Source organism: Micromonospora echinospora, from assembly GCF_014203425.1.
In the GTDB taxonomy this organism is placed as follows: Bacteria; Actinomycetota; Actinomycetes; order Mycobacteriales; family Micromonosporaceae; genus Micromonospora; species Micromonospora echinospora_A.
In genome coordinates, this window is the sequence record NZ_JACHJC010000001.1 from 5,459,694 (window position 1) to 5,479,767 (window position 20,074).

Below are 20,074 nucleotides of genomic sequence, written 5' to 3' on the forward strand. Positions count from 1 at the left end.
AAGGTTAACGGCGGGCGGCGGGCGGTCCTGCGGGCGGGCGGGGACGACACGGGCGTGGAGGCTCGGACGCCGGACGGCCCCGGGTCGGCTGCACTAGGCTCGGCCGCATGCAGGAGCAGCCGGAGTCGCCTTTCACGCCGGGCCTGACCGCCCGGGTCGAGCTGACCGTGACCGACGCCGACACCGCTCAGGCGGTGGGCTCCGGGGACGTGCCGGTGCTCGGCACCCCGCGCGTGCTGGCGCTGGCCGAGGCGGCGACGGTGGCCGCCACCGCGACCCGGATGCCGTCCGGGTCCACCACCGTCGGCGTACGGGTCGAGCTGGAGCACCGCGCGGCCACCCCGGTCGGGCGTACCGTGGCCGCCCACGCCGAGCTGGTCAAGGTCGACGGGAAGCGGCTCGTCTTCGAGGTGACAGTCACCGACGGGCCGACCGTGGCGGCGCAGGGCCGGGTCGAGCGGGCGCTGGTCGACCGGCAGCGCTTCGTCGAGCGGGCCGTCGGCCCGACATGACCGCCGGCTTCACCGAGGTCGCCCCCGGGGTGCACGTCAGACGTGAGCCGCTGCTGGCGGTGAACGTGGTGCTCGTGGTCGGCGACGGCGCGGCGCTGCTGGTGGACACGCTCTCCACCGCCGGGCAGGCCCGGGAGCTGGCGGCGGCGGCGCGGGCGGTGACCCCGCATCCGTGGACGATCGTGAACACGCACCACCATTTCGACCACTGCTTCGGCAACGCCACGCTGGCCGGGCCGGACACCGCGATCTACGCGCACGCCCAGGCCGCGGCGGCGCTGCGGGACCAGCCCGACGCGCTGCGGCGCGCCGCGTACGAGGAGATGCGCGCCGAGCAGCCGGCGCTGGCCGAGGCGCTGGCGCGTACCGAGCTGCGGGCGCCGACGCACGAGGTGGTCGAGGAGACCGTGCTCGACGTCGGGGGCCGCCGGGTGGTGCTGCGCCATCCCGGGCACGGGCACACCGACGCCGATCTGGTGGTACACGTGCCCGATGCGGACGTGCTGGTCGCGGGCGACCTGGTGGAGCAGAGCGGGCCGCCGGCGTTCGAGGAGTCGTACCCCCTGCAGTGGCCGGACGCGGTGGCCGACCTGCTGCGGCTGACGACGCCCGCGACGGTGGTCGTGCCCGGTCACGGCGAGCCGGTCGGCGCGGACTTCGTCCGGGACCAGCACGCGCAGCTCGCGCGGCAGGCGTGGCTGATCCGCGCCGCGCACACCGGGAGCGCGCCGCCGGAGCGGGTGGCGGCCGAGTCGCCGTTCGGCGCCCGGCCGGGCCTGATCGCGGCCCGGCGCGGCTACGCGGAGCTGGACGGCACGGCCTGACCGGCGGCCGGTCTCAGCCGACGTCGGCGAGGATCTCGCGGAGACGGTTGCGGCACTCGGCGACGAACGCCGGGAAGGTGTGCCAGTAGTAGGAGACACCGCTGGCCGCGACCCCGAGTGCCCAGGCGCGGGCGCGCGCCCAGGTCACGTCGCCCAGGTCGAGCGTCTGCCGGTAGGCGTGCCGGGCCTGCGGTGGCAGGTCCCAGATCGGCGCGTGTTCCGCGTCCGGGAACCCGACGGTCAGCCCGCCGAAGTCGATCACCGCGCACAGCCGGCCGTCGCGTGCCAGCACGTTCGTGGGCTTGAGGTCGGTGTGCAGCCAGACGTGCGGGCCAGTGGGTTCGGGCAGGGTGAGGGCGTCCTGCCAGAGCCGTCGCAGGGTGTCGACGTCCGTCTCGTCGCCGATCCTGCGCCGGCAGTCGTCGAGCGCCGCGCTGATCCAGGTGTCACAGGGGTGCAGGCTGCCGCCGCGGTATCCGCTCAGCGCGTCCGCGCGGGTCGCGCCGAGCAGGTCGGCCGCGTGCAGGTGACGCACGAACACCGCCAGGTCGGCGCCGAGGGCGGCCCAGTCCCGGACCGTGCCGGGTCCGACCTCGTCGCCGTGGATCCACCGCTGCACCGACCACGGCAGCGGGAAGGCGGCGGTCGGCGTCCCGGCGTGGAGCGGTTCCGGAACCGGGTACGGCAGCAGCGGCGCGAGCCGGGGCAGCCACAGTTGTTCCTTGCGCAGCGCGCCGGCCTTGTCCGCGGTCCGGGGCAGCCGGACGAGCAGGTCGTCGCCGAGCCGGTACATGGTGTTGTCGGTCCCGGCGCCGGCCGCGGCCAGCGGCAACGCGGCCCACTCGGGGCGCTGGTCGGTCAGCAGTGCCCGGACGATCCCCTCGTCCACCGGTATCTCGTCCTGGTGCAGCATCACCCGGCGATCATCCGGCTCCGGGCGGCACGGCGGCCACCGGGTTTCCGGACGCGCGCGGGTCCCGCTCGGCGGGCTCCGGCCGGGTGTGTCCCCGCAGCGTGGTGAGCAGCGTGTCGAGGTGCGGGGCGGCGGCCAGGATCGCGTCGCGCGCCGCCGGGTCGAGGTCGGCCAGCGCCTCGGTGAGCAGCGCGGTGCGGTGCCGTTGGTGGTCGGCCATCCGCCGGTGGGCGGCCTCGGTGACGCGCAGCCGGACCACGCGGCGGTCGGCGGGGTCCCGGTCGCGGGCCAGCAGCCCGGCGTCGGTGAGGTCGCGGACCAGCGTGCTCACCGTGTTGGGGGCCGTACCGAGGCGCTGGGCCACCTCCTTGCCGCTGATGCCCGGCGTCTCCCGTACGAGCAGGAGCAGTTCCACCTGAGCTTCGGGCAGCGGGTCCCGCCCGGCGCGCGCCGTGGACCGGCGGCGCACGAGCCGGTGCAGCTCCCCGAGGACCGCGCCGAACCGCGCGACCTGCTCGTTCGTCGCCACGGAGTCACCCGCCTCACATCGCAATAGTTCTGACTACAGAGGTAAGGTACCCGAGCACATCGGATCAGGGGGTACCCGCTCGTGAGTCAAGCCGCGCCGCCCGCCGCACGCCCGACCGGCGCCGGCGCCACCGCGTCCACCGGCGGCGCGAGCCTGCTGGTGCTGCTCGGCACGCTCACCGCGATCGGCCCGCTCTCGCTGGACATGTACCTGCCCGCGTTCCCGGCCATGACCCGCGACCTCGGCGCCGACCAGGCCGGCATCCAGCTCTCCCTGACCACCTGCCTGATCGGCCTGGCGTTCGGCCAGCTCGTCACCGGGCCGCTCAGCGACCGCTGGGGGCGCCGCCGTCCGGTGCTGGTGGGCGTGGTCGCGTACACCGCGCTGGCGCTGGCGTGCGCGGTGGCGCCGAACGCCCCGCTGCTGGCCGCCGTGCGCTTCGCCCAGGGCCTGGCCGGCGGCATGGGCGTGGTGGTCGCCCGCGCCGTGGTCCGCGACCTCTACTCGGGCCGGGACGCCGCGAAGTACTTCTCCCGGCTCACCCTGGTCTTCGGGGTCGCGCCGATCGCGGCGCCGGGCGTGGGCAGCCTGGTGCTCCGGTTCGGCTCCTGGCGGGCCGTCTTCCTGGTGCTGGCCGCCATCGGAGCGGTGCTGGCCGTCGCGGTCGCGCTACGCCTGCCGGAGACGCTGCCGGCCGAGCGCCGCAGCACCGGCGGGCTGGGAGCCACCGCCCGGACCATGCGGTCGCTGCTCGCCGACCGGCTCTACCTCGGGTACGCGCTGACCCAGGGCTTCGCCTTCGCCGGGCTGTTCGCGTACATCTCGGGGTCGTCGTTCGTGTTCCAGGACGTCTTCGGCGTCTCCGCGACGGTGTACAGCGTCATCTTCGGCGCCAACGCGCTCGCCCTGGTGGCCGTCGGACAGCTGAACGCCCGGCTGCTCGACCGGTTCCCGCCACGCCGGCTGCTGGTCACCGCGCTGGCGGTCGGCCTGGTCGCCGCGGCCGGCGTGCTGACCGGCGCGCTGACCGCCGGCCTCGCGCTGACCGCGGTGGCGCTGTTCGGGTACGTCGGCGCGCTGGGCATGGTGACGCCGAACAGCACGGCGCTGGCGCTGGACGCGCACGCCCGCCACGCCGGCACCGCCGCCGCGCTGATGGGCGGCATCCAGTCGGTGGTCGGCGCGCTGGCCGCGCCCCTGGTCGGGCTCGGCGGCGAGGGCAGCGCGCTGCCGATGGCCACGGTCCTGGCCGGCGCCGCTGTCCTCACGCTGGTCACCGTCCTGACGATGACCCGCACGCGCTCCGGATCTCACCCGACGCGCGCCGGGCTGGTGCGTTAAGAAGGGGCCCTTTCTCCACCGGAGGCGTTAAGAAGGGGCCCTTCCTTTCACGCGAAGCGGGTGGTCACCTCGGCGCGGGTGGGCATCGCGGTGGCGCCGCCCGCCGACTCGCAGACCACTGCGGCCACCCGCAACGCGAACGCCACCCGGTCCCGCCAGCCGATCGGATCGGCCGGCTCACCCGCGGCCAGCAGCTCGGCCACCAGCGCGCCCATCACCGAGTCCCCCGCGCCTGTCGCGTCCACCGCGTCCACCTTCGGGGCGGGCACGCGTACGACGTCGTCGGCGGCGGCGACCAGCGCGCCGTCCGCGCCGAGCGTGACCACGACCGTGCTCGCGCCCAGTTCCCGCAGGTACGCGGCCACGCCCTCGACCGGCTCGTCCGGGTAGAGCACCCGCGCGTCGGCGGAACTGAGCTTGACCAGGTGCGCCGCGGCGGCGAACTCGGCGACCACAGCGCGCAGCCCGTCCAGCGCGCCCGGGGCGGTGAGCAGGCTGGGACGGACGTTCGGGTCGAACACCCGCAGCCCGCCGGCGATCGACCAGGCGCGGCGGGCGGCGGCCAGCACCGGCGGGTCGAGCAGCACGATCGAGCCGCAGTAGACCACGTCCGCGCCCTCGACCAGCGCCACGTCCAGGTCGTCCGGGCCGAGCAGCGCGTACGAGCGGGGCTCGCCGTAGAAGCGGAACTCCGGCTCGGGGCCGGCGAAGGTGGCCACCGCGAGCGCGGTCGGGGCCGGCACCGTCACCGCCCCGGCCACGTCCACACCGGCGCCGGTGAGGAAGGCACGGATCCGCCCGGCCAGCGCGTCGTCGCCGAGCGACCCGACGAACCGCGCGTCCCCGCCGAGCCGGGCGATCGCCACCGCCACGTTGAGCGGCCCGCCGCCGATCGCCTGCCGGTAGACGGGCTCTCCGTCGTGCTCGGCGTCGAGCAGGTCCACGAGCGCCTCGCCGAGCACCACCGCGTACCCCATCCTGGCTCCCCTCGTCGTCCTCCCCCGATCCTGGCGCATGCCGGGTGCCGGCGCGCCGGGACCCTGGCATCGAGCAGCACCTATTGCGGGCCGCGGCCGGACGTGGTGGGATGGCGGTGCCGGGTGACGGCGCGGGGGCTGCCGCGCCAACCGGCCGCCGGGTCGATCCGACGCGAGGGCATCCACGGTCCGTTGGGCAACGGACCGCAGACGGTGCGCGCCCGTCGACGGCCCCGGCCGCACGCTGACCGGGCGCGGGCACCGCGATCGTCGCATCCGCTCGTCGCAGCGGGGCGGGCCGAACCGGGCCACGCTCCGCGAGTCAGGAGATCCCCGTGCACCGATCCCGATCCCGTACGGCCGCGTTGCTCACCGCGGCCGCCACCCTGACCCTGGGCGCGTTCGCCCTGGTCACCAACTCCGGACCGGCGGCCGCGCACGGCGCGGCCATGACGCCGGGCGCCCGCACCTACCTGTGCTGGAAGGACGGCCTCACCGGAACCGGTGAGATCCGGCCGAACAACCCCGCCTGCTCGTCGGCGGTGGCCGAGAGCGGGGCGAACTCGCTGTACAACTGGTTCAGCGTGCTCCGCTCCGACGCCGGCGGACGGACCGTCGGGTTCATCCCCGACGGCAAGCTGTGCAGCGGCGGCAACCCCGGCTTCAGCGGGTACGACGCGGCGCGTAACGACTGGCCGATCACGCACCTGACGGCCGGGCGGTCGATCGAGTTCCGGTACAGCAACTGGGCCCACCACCCGGGCACGTTCTACTTCTACGTGACCAAGGACAGTTGGAGCCCGAACCGGCCGCTGGCCTGGAGCGACCTGGAGGAGCAGCCGTTCCTGCAGGTGACCAACCCGCCGCAGCGCGGCGCTGTCGGCACCAACGACGGCCACTACTACTTCAGCGGCAACCTGCCGTCGAACAAGAGCGGCCGGCACATCATCTACTCGCGCTGGGTCCGCTCGGACAGCCAGGAGAACTTCTTCGGCTGCTCGGACGTGACGTTCGACGGCGGTAACGGCGAGGTGACCGGGATCGGCTCGGGCGGCAGCAACCCCCCGACGACCGCGCCGCCGACCACCGCGCCGCCGACCACCGCGCCGCCGACGACCGCGCCCCCGACGACCGCGCCGCCGACCACGCCTCCGCCGGTGACGACCAGCCCGACCATGCCGTCGGGCTCCTGCATGGCGGTGTACAAGGTGGTCACCGCCTGGGGTGGCGGCTTCCAGGGCGAAGTGACGATCATGAACCACAGCACCCGGACGTACTCCGGGTGGACCGCGAACTGGACCTGGCCCAGCGGCCAGACCATCAACCAGGTGTGGAACGGCACGTTGAGCGGCAGCGGGGCGTCGGTGAGCGTCTCCAACGCCGCCTACAACGGCAGCGTCCCGCCGGAGGGCACCACGACGTTCGGCTTCACGGCGAACTTCTCCGGCACCAACTCCCTGCCGACTGTCACCTGCACCGGTCGCTGATCACGAACTGAGAAGGGCCCCCGGGGAACACCCCGGGGGCCCTTCCTCGTCACGCTCGGGTCAGCGGACCATGCTGCCGACGACCGGCTTGGTGAGCAGCGCGGACTGGTTGCGCTGGATGCCCGGGTCGAGCGTCTTGGCCACGAAGATGGCGTGCCAGATGCAGAAGATCAGCACGGTCCACACCTTGCGGGAGTGGTCGGCCTCCTCCCGCTTGTGCTCCTCCAGCAGGCGCATCGCGTACGACAGGTCGATCAGGTCGCCCGCGCCCGAGGTGGACAGCACGTGCCGCGCCCACTCGTACATCTCGCCGCGCAGCCAAACCCGGGTCGGGGTCGGGAAGCCCAGCTTCTTGCGGTTGACGATGGCCGGCGGCACGACGCCCTGCAGGGCCTGGCGCATCGCGTACTTGGTGGCCTCGGAGCGAGGCGGCAGCTTCAGGTCGACCGGGATGCCTGCGGCGACGTTGAACACCTCCCGGTCCAGGAACGGCACCCGCACCTCCAGCGAGTGCGCCATCGAGATCCGGTCGGCCTTGACCAGGATGTCGCCGCGCAGCCAGGTGTAGAGGTCGACGTACTGCATCTTGGTGACGTCGTCCAGCTCGGTGCACTCGGCGTAGATCGGCGCGGTCACGTCCGTGTAGCGCACCGAGGGGTCGTAGCGGCGCAGCAGGTGCTGCTTCTCCTCCTCGGTGAACATCCGGGCGTTGCCGTAGTAGCGCTGCTCGATCGGGGTGGTGCCGCGCTCCAGGAAGCTCTTGCCCTTGACCCCCTGCGGGAAGGCCTTGGACACGGCCCGCAGGCCCTTCTGCACGCCGTCGGGCAGGCTGTTCACCGCGTTGAGCGACAGCGGCTCCCGGTAGATCGTGTAGCCGCCGAAGAACTCGTCCGCGCCCTCGCCGGAGAGCACCACCGTGACGTGCTCGGCGGCCTTCTTCGCCACGAAGTAGAGCGGCACCAGGGCCGGATCGGCGACCGGGTCGTCCAGGTGCCAGACGATCTTCGGCAGCGCGTCGATCATGTCCTGCGGCCCGATCTTGGTCGGGATCGTGGTGACGTCGAGGTGCCGGGCCGACTCCTGGGCCACGTCGATCTCGGAGTAGCCGGGCACGTCGTAGCCGACGGTGAAGGTGAGGATGTTCGGGTTGAACTCGCGGGCCAGCGCCACCACGGCGGTGGAGTCGATGCCGCTGGACAGGAACGAGCCGACCGGCACGTCCGAGCGCATGTGCATCCGGACGCTCTCCCGCAGCGTCTCCCGGATGTCGTGGTAGAGCCGCTGCTCGTCGGAGACCGGGGCCGGGCGGAACACCGGCCGGTACCAGCGGCGCACCTCGATCCGGCCGCCCGGGGTCCAGGTCAGGTACTCCCCCGAGCCGATCCGGCTGATCCCCTTGTGCAGCGTGCCCGGCTCCGGCACGTACTGCAGCGTCAGGTAGTGGCTCAGGTTCGCGGTGTCGATGCCCGCGTCGCCCTGGTACGCCGAGTGCGCGAACGGCAGCAGCGCCTTCTTCTCCGAGGCGAGATAGAGGCCGTCCTGAGTCTCCAGGTAGTGCAGCGGCTTGATGCCGAAGTAGTCGCGCGCGCCGAAGGCCCGCCGCTCCTGCCGGTCCCAGATGACGAACGCGAACATGCCGCGCAGCTTGGTGAGCACCTGCTCACCCCAGTAGTGGTAGCCGGCGACGATCACCTCGCCGTCGCCGTTGGTGGCGAACTGGGCGCCGTAGTCGCGGATCAGCTCCTCACGCAGCTCGATGTAGTTGTAGATCTCGCCGTTGAAGGTGAGCAGGTAACGCCCGCCCGCGTACGGCAGGGGCTCGTGGCTCAGCGCCACGTCGATGATCGCCAGGCGCTTGTGCGCGAACACGCCGTCCGCGTACCGGCCGGAGGCGTCGCCGACCACCTCGACCCCGGTCTCGTCCGGGCCACGGTGGTGCAGGCACTCCAGTGCGCCGGCGATGTTGTCGCGGTGGGCGGCGGCGTCGCCGCGCGCGCTGAAGAAGGCCAGGAGTCCGCACATGGCCGCCATCTTTCCACGCGCCGGAAGGCACCGTCGCGGCACCGCAGGCACCTCCCGCTGTCGTGCGCGCGGTACCGTCTGGACCAGCGACGAGGCTCAGGGAGGGACGGATCATGGCCGAGGAGCGGACGCGGCAGGGCAAACCGGCGGACGGTACGGAGTCGCACGACCCGGACTTCCCGGAGGCGTTCCTGTCGTTCATGCGCCAGGGCTGGCGGGACACCGAACTGCCGGTCGCGCCGCGCCCGGAGGCGCCCAACCACGCCAAGCGGCGGGCCGCGCTGGCCGAGGCCTTCCCGGGCGAGACGCTGGTCATTCCGACGGGCAACGAGAAGGTACGCGCCAACGACACCGACCACCGGTTCCGTCCGGGCAGCGACTTCGCGTACCTGACCGGCGACCTGGAGCCGGACAGCGTCCTCGTGCTGCGGCCGGGCGGCGAGTCCACGCTGTTCATGCGGCCCCGGTCGTCCCGGGCGACCGACGAGTTCTTCCGCAGCCGCCACGGTGAGCTGTGGGTGGGCCGCCGGCCGACGCTGCGCGAGAAGTCGACCGAGCTGGGCCTGCCGACGGCCGACCTGAGCGAGCTGGACGCGGCGCTGGCCGAGCTGGCGCCGGGGCGTACCCGGGTGCTGCGCGGCTTCGACGCCCGGGTGGACGCCGCGGTGCGTCCCTACGACGGCGCGCGCGCCGACGGTCAGCCCGGCCGCGACCGGGAGCTGGCCGTCACGATCGCCGAGCTGAAGCTGGTCAAGGACGAGTGGGAGATCGCGCAGCTCCAGGAGGCGTGCGACGCCACCGTGCGCGGCTTCGAGGACGTGGCGCGGGCGCTGCCGGCCGACCGTGGCGTCTCCGAACGGCTGCTGGAGGGCGTCTTCGCGCTGCGCGCCCGCCACGACGGCAACGACGTCGGGTACGGCTCGATCGTCGGGGCCGGCGAGCACGCGACGATCCTGCACTGGGTGCACAACCACGGCGCCACCCGCCCGGGTGACCTGCTGCTGATGGACATGGGCGTGGAGAACCGCAACCTCTACACCGCCGACGTCACCCGGGTGCTGCCGGTCGACGGCCGGTTCACTCCGTTGCAGCGCCAGGTCTACGACGCCGTGTACGCCGCTCAGCAGGCGGGCATCGAGATGTGCCGGCCGGGCGTGGGGTTCCGGGATGTGCACCTGGCCTCGATGCGGGTGCTGGCGGAGGCGCTGAAGGATCTCGGGCTGCTGCCGGTGAGTGTGGACGAGGCGATGGACCCGGCCTCGACGGTCTACCGGCGGTGGACGCTGCACGGCACCAGCCACATGCTCGGCATCGACGTGCACGACTGCGCCAACGCGCGCAAGGAGAACTACCGGGAGGGGTCGCTCGGCGAGGGGTACGTGCTCACCGTCGAGCCGGGGCTCTACTTCCAGCCGGAGGACGAGCTGGTCCCCGAGGAACTGCGGGGCGTCGGCGTCCGGATCGAGGACGACATCCTGGTCACCGCCGACGGCCCGGTGAACCTCTCGGCCGGGCTGCCGCGCCGCTCGGACGAGGTGGAGACCTGGCTGGCCGAGCAGCGTGAGGCGGGCCCCCGCCTGCCGGGCTGATCCCTCCGGGCCGCGACGTCCGGCGGGCCCCACCACCGCGCCTCCACGGCAGGTGGTGGGGCCCGCCGCCGTCTGGGCCGTTCCGGTCCCGCTCACGTGGTTGGTCACCGACCGCCGTTCGTGGGAGGAATGCGGGCTTTTTTCGGATACGTCTTCCTCGCGAGGAACCTTCTCATACGGTGTCGATCAGAGGCTACAACCGGTTTGTAGCTGGTCGCCCGGCCTGGGGCGGTGCGACCCGTTTGGGAAGAACCGAAAGGGCTCTCATGTCGAACGACGTAACGACACCCGACGGCGGGACGCCGATGGCGCCTCCCCCGCGGACGAACAAGCGGCGGGCGCTCTGGGTCGCCACCGGCGTGGCCGGGCTGACCGGCGTCGTCGGGCTGGCGGCGCTGGGTGGTCTCGCCGCCCGCGACGACAAGTCCGGCGCCGAACCGGTGGCGGACAACCACGCCGCCGCTCCCCAGAACGCCGGCAACGACTCCGACAGCGGCAAGCGCGACGAGGGGTACGGCAAGGACGGGAAGGACCGTGGCGAGGAAGGCCACGACCGTGGCGAGTGGGGCGCGGACAAGGGCGACTGGGGCAAGGACGGCAAGGACGACCACGGCAAGACCCGCGAGGTCGCCTGCGACGACGACGCCCTGATCGACGCCCTCGAACTGGCCAACCGCGACCACGGCGGCACCCTGAAGCTCGCCGAGAACTGCACCTACGAACTCGGCGTCAAGGACCGCAAGTTCGGCTCCGCCCTGCCCGAGATCAAGCAGGACGTCACCATCAAGGGCAACGGCTCCACCATCAAGCGCGACGCCGAAGACACCTTCCGCATCTTCCGCGTCGTCGACGGCGGCGACCTCACCCTCAAGGACCTCACCGTCAAGGGCGGAAACGCCAACGAGTTCAAGTACCCCGGGCCGTCGGTGCCGAAGGCGGCCGGACCGGACGGCAAGGACGACGACAAGCGGGTCGAGGGCGACGGCGGCGCGCTGCTGGTCGAGCGCGGCGGAAGCGCGCACCTGGACAACGTCAAGCTCACCGACAACAACGCCGAAGGCGACGGCGGCGCCGTGGCCAACTACGGCCGTACCTGGCTCAAGGACAGCAAGGTCGTCAACAATCACGCCCAGGGCGACGGCGGCGGCATCTTCAACGAGGGCATCCTCAAGGTCGAGGAAACCCACGTCGACGACAACACCGCAGCCGGCAACGGCGGCGGCATCGCCAACGGCAGCGGTGAGCACCACGACGGCCCGGTCGAGCTGGCCTCGGCGGCGAAGGCCGACAAGGGCGAGCACGGCAAGCACCACACGGGCACTGTCGAGATCATCGGGGCGCACGAGGGCAAGGACGCCTCGCTGAGCACGCTGAGCCGCAACCGGGCGGGTCACAACGGTGGCGGTCTGTTCAGCAGCGGCGGCTGGGTCACCGTCTCGTTCACCGCCATCGGCGGCAACGTCGCCTGCGACAACGGTGGCGGCGTGTACGCCGAGAGCACGGACCTGCTCATGGAGAAGGTCCACGTGGCGGGCAACCACGCCGACGGCAACGGCGGCGGCGTGGTGACGACCGGCGGGCGGAACTGGGCCGGCAACGGCGCCGAGAAGGACGGCCGCGAGGGCAGCGCCACGATCGCCGACAGCGCCATCGCGGACAACACCGCCGGCCGGTTCGGCGGCGGCATCTACAACGGTGAGTGGCTCATCAAGATCGAGGACGGCTTCCTCGCCCGCGAGCACGACAAGGACGACAACGCCACCCTCACCATCCGCGACACCGAGATCAAGGCCAACACCGCCCTCAACGGCGGCGGCATCTTCAACAACAAGGCCAAGATCACCCTCACCAAGACCCACGTCACCAAGAACACCGCCACCGACTCCAGCAAGCTCCACCGGGTCGCCGGCGGCGTCCTCAACAACGAAGGACGCGTCAAGCTCGACGACAAGTCCCTCATCAGCAACAACGACCCCACCAACTGCGCCAACACCGTCGAGGACTGCTTCAACTGATCCGTTCCACCACATAACCGGGGAGCCCTCCTCGCGCCGCGACGGCGCGCGGAGGGCTCCCACCCCGGAGCAGCTGTGACGCGCGCCCCGACTGGCCGCGGTGTCCCCCGCCGGGGCGTCCGGGTCGCACTGCGCCCGCCCATCCCACCCGCACCCTTGTGCGGGTTTTTTTCGTGTATGACCACGAGGCGAAGAAGGTTCTCATACGGTCGTTCTCAGCAGCTACAACCGATTTGTAGCGAAGGCCGCCTCGCCAGGGCGAAGCGACCTTGTCAGGTACAAGGAGAGGGCAGAGAGCTCCGATGTCCAACTACCTTCGCAATAACAATGGCGCCACCAGCAAGACCATCTCTCCGCTCCGGCGTCGCCGGATGTGGCTCGCCACCGGCGTCGTGGGCCTGACCGGAGCGGTCAGCCTCGCCGGCGTGGCCTATGCGACCACCGGGGCCACCGGCCCGCACCGGCTCGCCGACGTCAAGTGGTCGACCACGCAGCAGCTCAGCGACGGCGACCACGGCGACAAGGGCGCCGAGGACAAGTACGGCCACGACGGCTACGACAAGGACGGGCACGGCAAGGACGGCAAGGACCGTGGCGAGGAAGGCCACGACCGTGGCGAGTGGGGCGCGGACAAGGGCGACTGGGGCAAGGACGGCAAGGACGACCACGGCAAGACCCGCGAGGTCGCCTGCGACGACGACGCCCTGATCGACGCCCTCGAACTGGCCAACCGCGACCACGGCGGCACCCTGAAGCTCGCCGAGAACTGCACCTACGAACTCGGCGTCAAGGACCGCAAGTTCGGCTCCGCCCTGCCCGAGATCAAGCAGGACGTCACCATCAAGGGCAACGGCTCCACCATCAAGCGCGACGCCGAAGACACCTTCCGCATCTTCCGCGTCGTCGACGGCGGCGACCTCACCCTCAAGGACCTCACCGTCAAGGGCGGAAACGCCAACGAGTTCAAGTACTCCGGCGGCGGGGCTCCCGGCGGCGGCCAGTCGCCGGCCGCCGCTCCGGCTGCCGCCCCGGCGGTGGCGGCCCCGGCTGCCGCTGTGGCTGTCGCGGCCCCGGCCGCGGCGACCACTGCCGCCGCTGCCGCGCCCGTCGCGGACGGCGGCATGAACGACAGCAAGGACGACGACAAGCGGGTCGAGGGCGACGGCGGCGCGCTGCTGGTCGAGCGCGGCGGAAGCGCCTACCTGGACAACGTCAAGCTCACCGACAACAACGCCGAAGGCGACGGCGGCGCCGTGGCCAACTACGGCCGCACCTGGCTCAAGGACAGCAAGGTCGTCAGCAACCACGCCCAGGGCGACGGCGGCGGCATCTTCAACGAGGGCATCCTCAAGGTCGAGGAAACCCACGTCGACGACAACACCGCAGCCGGCAACGGCGGCGGCATCGCCAACGGCAGCGGCTTCTCCGGCCAGCACGGCCCGGCTGCCTCGGCCGCGCCGAAGGGCTACGACAAGAAGGACAAGCACCACGACGCCGGCACTGTCGAGATCTTCGGTTCCGACCACGGCAAGGACGGCGTGAAGTCCACCCTGTCGGACAACCGCGCCGGCAAGAACGGCGGCGGTCTGTTCAGCAGCGGCGGCACCGTCACGGTCTCCTTCACCGCGATCACGGGCAACACCGCCTGCGAGAACGGTGGCGGCGTCTACGCCGAGAACACGGACCTCGACCTGGACAAGGTGCACGTGGCCAAGAACCACGCCGACGGCAACGGCGGCGGCGTGGTGGTCACCGGCGGCAAGCACTGGGGCTACCCGAACGACAAGGAGCACGCCAGCGCCACGATCGCCGACAGCAAGATCGTCGACAACACCGCCAACCGCTTCGGCGGCGGCATCTACAACGGTGAGTGGCTCATCAAGATCGAGGACGGCTTCCTCGCCCGCGAGCACGACAAGGACGACAACGCCACCCTCACCATCCGCGACACCGAGATCAAGGCCAACACCGCCCTCAACGGCGGCGGCATCTTCAACAACAAGGCCAAGATCACCCTCACCAAGACCCACGTCACCAAGAACACCGCCACCGACTCCAGCAAGCTCCACCGGGTCGCCGGCGGCGTCCTCAACAACGAAGGACGCGTCAAGCTCGACGACAAGTCCCTCATCAGCAACAACGACCCCACCAACTGCGCCAACACCGTCGAGGACTGCTTCAACTGACCTGACGGTCCCGGGGTACGCGACCGGCCCCCTGCCACCTTCGTGGCAGGGGGCCGGTCGGCCGTGTCGGTCAGCTCTGGACGAACACCGCCACGCTGCGCGCGGGCACGGTGAACGTGCCGGCCGCCCGGTCGAATGACGCCGTACGCAGCGCCGGGTCCGCCGAGTTCCGCAGCACCGGATGCAGCGCCACGTTCGCCCCGCGCAGCCCGCTGACGGTCTGCTTCGCCGTCTCCGGCGTGGCGTTGAAGACGACAGTCACCGACTTCCACTTCCCGTCCAGCCCTCGCGCGTCGAGGGTCATGGTGAGCACGCCCGGGGTCTCCTTCGCGCCGGACAGCGGGAACGCCACCCGCTTCTGCACCTGCTCGGCGGTGTCGAGCCCGAACACCGGCGAGGACCGGCGCACGCGCAGCAGCTCCGCGTACCGGGCGTCGGCCAGCTCGACCGCCGCGCAGTCCGGCACCAGCTTCGGGTCGGCCAGCAACGGCTTCGCGTACGACCACTTGTCCCGGTTGTCCTGCTCCGGCGGCAGGCCGGCGCCGAACCCGTTGCCCTGGGCGCAGTCCCAGCGGATCTGGTTGAACCAGTCCCCCGAGTTGTACGAATTGCGGTCCAGCGACTTCGAGCGCAGCCGCTCCGAGCCGGTGGTGACGAACCCGGCGCCCTGCCCGAGCGCGGTGGTCGCCAGCGCGAGCACCTGCATCCGTGCCCGGTCCTGCGCCGAGGTCCCCTGCGGCAGCTTGTACGCCAGCGCGTCGTACAGGATCTCGTTGTCGTGCGCGTCGACGTAGGTGACCGCCTCGCCCGGCGCGGCCGTGTATCCGGCCGGCGCGCCCTTGTAGTCGACCTGCGCGCCGGTGACCTGCTTCCCGGAGGAGTCGGTGAACCGGTAGTCGCGCAGGTTCCCGGTCAGACCGACCTTGATGAGGTCGTGCTGGTGCAGCAGCCTGGCCCGCTGCTCGGCCGCCGTGCCGTTCACCTCGTCGCCGTTCGGGTCGGTGTACAGGCCGGAGGCGAAGCCCTGCGCCCGCGGGTTGGCGTCGAACGGGCCGCCGCCGCGTACCGCGTCGCGGAGCCGGTCGTTGAACGTGCCGATGCCGGTGCCGGCCATGTTGGCCTGGGTGGCCTGCGTGAACCGGGCGTCGTCGGCGACCTCGCCGAAGTTCCAGCCCTCGCCGTACAGCAGGATCTTCCGGCCGTCGACGCCGTCACGGGCGAGCGTGAGCTTGTCCAGCGCGGCCCGTACGGCCAGGATGTTCGCCTTCGGGTGGTGGCCCATCAGGTCGAACCGGAAGCCGTCGACCTTGTACGCCTTGGCCCAGGTGACAAGCGACTCCACCACGAGCTTGCCCATCATGGCGTGCTCCGGGGCGGTGTTGGCGCAGCAGGTCGAGTTGGCCACGGACCCGTCGTCCAGGAGCCGGTGGTAGTAGCCCGGCACCACCTGGTCGAGCACCGACTTCGGGTCGGTGCCGGCGGCCGAGGTGTGGTTGTAGACCACGTCCATGACCACCCGTAGGCCGGCCTTGTTGACCCCGGCGACCATCTGCCGGAACTCGGTGGTGCGCTTGGCGCCGTTCGGGTCGGTGGCGTACCCGCCCTCCGGCACCGTGTAGTGCAGCGGGTCGTACCCCCAGTTGTAGCCGTCGGTGCCGGCGACCGCCGCGACGCACTTCTGCTGCTGGTCGGAGTCCGGCGGCAGCGCGGCCAGGTCGCAGGCCGGCTCGGCCTGGTCGGCCCGCTTCTCCGGGATGGTGGCGAAGTCGAAGGCCGGCAGCAGGTGCAGGTAGTTGACCCCGGCGTCGCCGAGCGCCCGCAGGTGCTTCATGCCCGCCGTCTGCGGGTCGGTGAACGCCAGGTAGGTGCCTCGCCGCTCGGCCGGGACCGTGCTGTCCGCGACGGAGAAGTCCCGCACCGACAGCTCGGAGATCTGGGCCTTCGACGCCGGCGGGGCGGCCGGCTTGCGCAGGTTCGCCCAGCCGGCCGGCGCGAGCGCCGGGTCGGTCAGGTCGACGATCTGGCTGTGCGTGGAATTCGGCGCGAGCGCCACCGAGTACGGATCAGTCACCGACGCGGTGACCACCTTCTGCGTCGCCGGCTGCCACGCCTGTACCTGATAGCGGTAGTAGCGGCCGGTCCATGCCTTCGTGCCGCGTACCGACCAGACGCCGGTGCGGTCGTCGCGGCGCATCGCCACTGTGGTCGGCTTGGCGGTTGGCGAGTCGAACAGCTCCAGCGACACCGTCCGCGCGGTCGGCGCCCACACGGCCAGCGTGGGCACCCGTCCGGCGAACGTGGGGCCGAGCTTCGCCCCGGTCGCGGCCGCGTAGACGTCGTCGAGCACGCCGGGGATCTGCACGCCGGTGGCGGCGAGCAGGGCGCCCTCGGCGTCCCGCTCGGTCACCACGAGCTGCCCGCGCAGCGCCGCCGGCACCTTGGCCAGGTCGCCGCGCGCGAGCGTGAAGGCGCGACGGTCCCAGAGATGGGGGTACGCCCGCCGTTGCGCCTCGGTCAGCCCGTTGGGCTGCGCCCGCAGCGGCAGCTCGGTGTACGTGCCGGTCAGCTCGCCGTCGGCGACGCCGATCCCACCGGCCGGGGCGACCGCGAGCGCGTACCGCCTGCCGTCGGTCGGGCCGGTGGCCCAGGCGACTGTGGACCTGTCGATCCAGTTCGCCTTCTGCCTCGTGATGTCGATGTCGGTAGCGGCGCCGGACGTGGTGGTCGGCAGCAGCCGGCCCTTGACGCCCGCCAGCAGCCACACCTCGCGCCCGGCGGTGGCGAAGTCGAGCCGCTGGTCCTCGGGGTGGTCCTTCTCGTCACCGGAGTGCAGGATGTAGCTCAGCCCGGACGCGCCGGCCGTCAGCGGCACCCAGAACACCGCGCCGTAGGCGTCGATCTTCTCCGGCTTGAGCGGCGTCGCCCAGTCGGTCGGGCTGGCCGCGCCGTCCCACAGGTGCAGGCCCCAGCCGTCGTAGTTGCCGTCGGCCTTGCGCCAGTGGATCAGCGCCGTGTCCTGCGCCACCGGCGGGTCGGGCTCGCCGGTGGCGGCCTGCCGCGTCGGGTACACCTCCGCATCGCCCTGCTTGACCCAGACCTCCCCGGTCCGGGTCACGTCGACGAAGCGGTCGGCTGCGACGTCCTTGTTGCCGTCGGAGTCGACCACGACGAAGCCGACCGACGTCGCGCCCGGCTTGAGCTTCACCCAGGCGAACCGGCCGTACGAGTCCTCGCCGGCGAACGGCTGCCCGGCGGGCCACTCGGTGACGTACGCCGGGTCGATGTCACCCCAGGCGTAGAGCCGCCAGTCGTCGTACCCGCCGGCCGGTCGCTTGTAGTGCACGATCGCCCAGTCCCGCGACTCGCCCCGGTCCGGCGTGCCGACGGTGCCGGTGGCGCGGGCGGTGGCGGTGCGGCCCTTGCCGTCGCGGACCACTGCCTTGTACTCGACAGTGGTGCCGCCGGGCAGGCCGGTGAGGTCGTGGTGCACGGTGTACGGGGCGCGGTGCGCGCTGCCGAGCAGCGTCCACTTCCCCCCGGCGACCCGGGCGGCGAACGTGACGGTGGCGAGCGGGTCGCTGGTGACCTGGGCGGTGACGGTGGCCTTGCCGGGGGCGGGCGCGTCACCCGGCTCGGTGATCGTGATCTTCGGAGCGGCCCCGGCGTGCGGGATCCCCCGGTCGGCCTTGAGCACGACCGCCGACATCGCCGGCACGGTGAGGCTCAGCTTGCCGTCCGCGGCGGCCGTCACGTCTGCGGCACCGCCGTACACGCCGGTGAAGCGGGCGCCGGCCGTCCAGGTGTCCACCGGGACAGTCTGCGGGGTGGCGGCGTTGTTCACCGCCGCCACGTACTCGATCCGGTCGGCGGGCAGGACGCGGGAGAACGCGAAGACACCGGGGCCGTCGGCGGCGTGCCGGGTGACCTGGACGCCGTCGCGCAGCGCCGGGTGCGCAGCCCGCAGGCCGCCCAGCTCGGCGATGGTCCGGTAGAGCGGGTGGCGGGTGTCGTACTGGTCGACGGCGTGGGTCCGGGTGGTGCCGATCAGGTCGTCGTCGAGGTAGTCGGCGGTCCGCGAGGCGAACATGTCCTGCCGGGCGTCCTTGTCCCCGCCCGGTCCGGTGAAGCCCTGCTCGTCGCCGGAGTACACGACCGGCTGGCCGCGGGTGAGGAACATGAGCTGGTGGGCGAGCCGGCTGCGCTTCAGCTGGGCGGCGTCGTCCCCGCCGGCGGCGGCGACGAACGAGCCGATCCGGCCCATGTCGTGATTGCCGAGGAACGTGGTGAGCCGGTTGGCGTTCGTGTCCCGCGCGGCGTACAGGTCGTCCTTGGCGTACACGTCGGCGAGCGCCTTGGCCGAGCCGTCGGCGGCGGCGTAGCCGCGGGCCGCCTCCTGGAAGGAGAAGTCGAGCGTGGCGGGGAGACCGCCGCGCCGCACGTAGGTGGACTGGATCTCCTGTTCGGCGCTGTAGACCTCGCCGAACATGAAGAAGTCCTTCTTGCCGGCCTTGGCCGCGGCGGACTCGACACCTCGGGCGAACTGCGGCCAGAATTCGAGATTCGAGTGCTTGACGGTGTCGAGGCGGAACCCGTCCACGCCGGCCTTGCCGATCCACTCGGCGTAGATGTCGGTCATGCCCCGCACCACTTCGGGCCGCTCGGTCCACAGGTCGTCGAGGCGGGAGAAGTCACCGTACTCGCTGTTCTCCCCGGCGAAGGTGGAGTCACCGCGGTTGTGGTACATGGTCGGATCGTTCAGCCACCCCGGCACCTTGACCTTCGCGTCGGCCGGGGTGGCGAACGTCGGCGTGTACGGAAACGACTTCTCGTTGACGGCGGGGAATTTCCGGGTGCCGTCGGCGTAGTTCCGGTCCTCGAAGGGACGTCCCTGCGCGTCGCGGTAGGGCGCGGTCTTCTTGTCCACGTAGCCGTACTTGTCCTCGGCGTACCGGATGACGTCGGCGGTGTGGTTCACGATGATGTCGAGGTAGACCTTGATGCCCCGGCGGTGGGCGAGGTCGACCAGCTTCTTCAGCTCCGCGTTCGTGCCGAAGTGCGGGTCGACCTGGGTGAAGTCGGTGATCCAGTAGCCGTGGTAGCCGGCCGAGACGTCCGCGCCGGTGCCCTGCACGGGCCGGTTCTTGAAGATCGGCGCGAGCCAGATGGCGGTGGTGCCGAGCCCCTGGATGTAGTCCATCCGGTCGATCAGGCCCTTGAGGTCGCCGCCGTGGTAGAAGCCCTTGTCGGTCGGGTCGTGGCCGGTGGTGAGCCGGCCGCCGGCCAGGCCGCCGGTGTCGTTGCGCTTGTCGCCGTTGGCGAACCGGTCCGGCAGGACGAAGTAGAACTGCTCGGCCTCGGCGGTGTTGCGGCTCGACGCGAGCAGCGCGTCGGGGGACGGCTCGCGGTTCCACTGGGGAGCGTTGCCGGCGGCCAGGACGTCGGGCGTGGCGACGCGGTCGGTGGCGTCGTCGCCTAGCTGGTGGAGGGCCACCGGAACGCCGACGACGGCGAGTAAGAGGGAGGTGACCAGGGCGAGCAACGCCTTGGGGGATATCGGCGGCGGTTTCATCGACGGCCTTTCTCTGGTCGCTGATTCGCCCGCACGCTAGCCCTTGCCGAAACATTCTGCAATACCTTGCAAACCCTGCCGCAACAAAGCAGTTACCTTGCAAGGGGGGT

Annotated in this window: 12 protein-coding genes; 7 read left to right on the forward strand and 5 right to left on the reverse strand. The window is 71.9% G+C overall.

The genetic code is table 11. The annotated features are described in order from the left end of the window. Window positions 1–107: 107 nt before the first annotated feature. Both FHU28_RS24345 and FHU28_RS24350 read left to right on the forward strand, forming a co-directional pair. Window positions 108–512: a thioesterase family protein gene (locus FHU28_RS24345; RefSeq protein WP_184686748.1), complete on the forward strand. Its 405-nt coding sequence runs from the start codon at window positions 108–110 to the stop codon at window positions 510–512. Further along, a complete protein-coding gene (locus tag FHU28_RS24350) occupies window positions 509–1,336 on the forward strand; it encodes an MBL fold metallo-hydrolase (RefSeq protein WP_184686749.1) in 828 nt (275 codons plus the stop codon). The genes FHU28_RS24345 and FHU28_RS24350 overlap by 4 nt, the downstream gene beginning before the upstream one ends. Before the next feature lie 13 nt (window positions 1,337–1,349). On the opposite strand, the gene FHU28_RS24355 is transcribed toward FHU28_RS24350, so the two are convergent. Together FHU28_RS24355 and FHU28_RS24360 are read right to left on the reverse strand one after the other, a co-directional pair. Then, window positions 1,350–2,249: an aminoglycoside phosphotransferase family protein gene (locus FHU28_RS24355; RefSeq protein WP_184689860.1), complete on the reverse strand. Its 900-nt coding sequence runs from the start codon at window positions 2,247–2,249 to the stop codon at window positions 1,350–1,352. A 10-nt stretch (window positions 2,250–2,259) separates the two neighbouring features. Continuing rightward, window positions 2,260–2,778: a MarR family winged helix-turn-helix transcriptional regulator gene (locus FHU28_RS24360; protein ID WP_184686750.1), complete on the reverse strand. Its 519-nt coding sequence runs from the start codon at window positions 2,776–2,778 to the stop codon at window positions 2,260–2,262. Window positions 2,779–2,859: 81 nt separating this feature from the next. Here FHU28_RS24360 and FHU28_RS24365 point away from each other — a divergent pair, with 81 nt between their 5' ends. Then, window positions 2,860–4,119 (forward strand): multidrug effflux MFS transporter, encoded by a 1,260-nt coding sequence (locus FHU28_RS24365; RefSeq protein ID WP_184686751.1) that lies wholly within the window; start codon window positions 2,860–2,862, stop codon window positions 4,117–4,119. A gap of 47 nt (window positions 4,120–4,166) precedes the next feature. Here the strand turns inward: FHU28_RS24365 and FHU28_RS24370 are convergent, their stop codons facing one another. Further along, window positions 4,167–5,096 (reverse strand): carbohydrate kinase family protein, encoded by a 930-nt coding sequence (locus FHU28_RS24370; protein ID WP_184686752.1) that lies wholly within the window; start codon window positions 5,094–5,096, stop codon window positions 4,167–4,169. 335 nt (window positions 5,097–5,431) lie between these two features. On the opposite strand from FHU28_RS24370, the gene FHU28_RS24375 reads away from it, so the two are divergent. Beyond that, window positions 5,432–6,583: a lytic polysaccharide monooxygenase auxiliary activity family 9 protein gene (locus FHU28_RS24375; RefSeq protein ID WP_184686753.1), complete on the forward strand. Its 1,152-nt coding sequence runs from the start codon at window positions 5,432–5,434 to the stop codon at window positions 6,581–6,583. A gap of 60 nt (window positions 6,584–6,643) precedes the next feature. Here the strand turns inward: FHU28_RS24375 and asnB are convergent, their stop codons facing one another. Then, window positions 6,644–8,605 (reverse strand): asparagine synthase (glutamine-hydrolyzing), encoded by a 1,962-nt coding sequence (asnB, locus tag FHU28_RS24380; RefSeq protein ID WP_184686754.1) that lies wholly within the window; start codon window positions 8,603–8,605, stop codon window positions 6,644–6,646. A gap of 113 nt (window positions 8,606–8,718) precedes the next feature. Here asnB and FHU28_RS24385 point away from each other — a divergent pair, with 113 nt between their 5' ends. From FHU28_RS24385 to FHU28_RS24395, 3 genes are all read left to right on the forward strand, one after another. Continuing rightward, window positions 8,719–10,194, forward strand: coding sequence for an aminopeptidase P family protein (locus FHU28_RS24385; protein ID WP_184686755.1), 1,476 nt, complete (start codon window positions 8,719–8,721; stop codon window positions 10,192–10,194). A gap of 266 nt (window positions 10,195–10,460) precedes the next feature. Continuing rightward, a complete protein-coding gene (locus FHU28_RS24390; RefSeq protein WP_184686756.1) occupies window positions 10,461–12,209 on the forward strand; it encodes a hypothetical protein in 1,749 nt (582 codons plus the stop codon). Window positions 12,210–12,511: 302 nt separating this feature from the next. Then, window positions 12,512–14,395: a hypothetical protein gene (locus FHU28_RS24395; RefSeq protein WP_184686757.1), complete on the forward strand. Its 1,884-nt coding sequence runs from the start codon at window positions 12,512–12,514 to the stop codon at window positions 14,393–14,395. Window positions 14,396–14,465: 70 nt separating this feature from the next. On the opposite strand, the gene pulA is transcribed toward FHU28_RS24395, so the two are convergent. Beyond that, on the reverse strand, window positions 14,466–19,964 hold the full coding sequence (gene pulA / locus FHU28_RS24400; protein ID WP_184686758.1) for a pullulanase-type alpha-1,6-glucosidase: 5,499 nt from the start codon (window positions 19,962–19,964) through the stop codon (window positions 14,466–14,468). Between the last annotated feature and the right edge of the window lie 110 nt (window positions 19,965–20,074).

What these genes read in the sequence shown, in the direction of transcription:
- FHU28_RS24345 (WP_184686748.1), top strand. Translation starts at nt 108, where the DNA reads ATGCAGGAGCAGCCGGAGTCGCCTTTCACGCCGGGCCTGACCGCCCGG.
- FHU28_RS24350 (WP_184686749.1), top strand. Translation starts at nt 509, where the DNA reads ATGACCGCCGGCTTCACCGAGGTCGCCCCCGGGGTGCACGTCAGACGT.
- FHU28_RS24355 (WP_184689860.1), bottom strand. Translation starts at nt 2,249, where the DNA reads ATGCTGCACCAGGACGAGATACCGGTGGACGAGGGGATCGTCCGGGCA.
- FHU28_RS24370 (WP_184686752.1), bottom strand. Translation starts at nt 5,096, where the DNA reads ATGGGGTACGCGGTGGTGCTCGGCGAGGCGCTCGTGGACCTGCTCGAC.
- asnB (WP_184686754.1), bottom strand. Translation starts at nt 8,605, where the DNA reads ATGTGCGGACTCCTGGCCTTCTTCAGCGCGCGCGGCGACGCCGCCGCC.
- FHU28_RS24385 (WP_184686755.1), top strand. Translation starts at nt 8,719, where the DNA reads ATGGCCGAGGAGCGGACGCGGCAGGGCAAACCGGCGGACGGTACGGAG.
- FHU28_RS24390 (WP_184686756.1), top strand. Translation starts at nt 10,461, where the DNA reads ATGTCGAACGACGTAACGACACCCGACGGCGGGACGCCGATGGCGCCT.
- FHU28_RS24395 (WP_184686757.1), top strand. Translation starts at nt 12,512, where the DNA reads ATGTCCAACTACCTTCGCAATAACAATGGCGCCACCAGCAAGACCATC.
- pulA (WP_184686758.1), bottom strand. Translation starts at nt 19,964, where the DNA reads ATGAAACCGCCGCCGATATCCCCCAAGGCGTTGCTCGCCCTGGTCACC.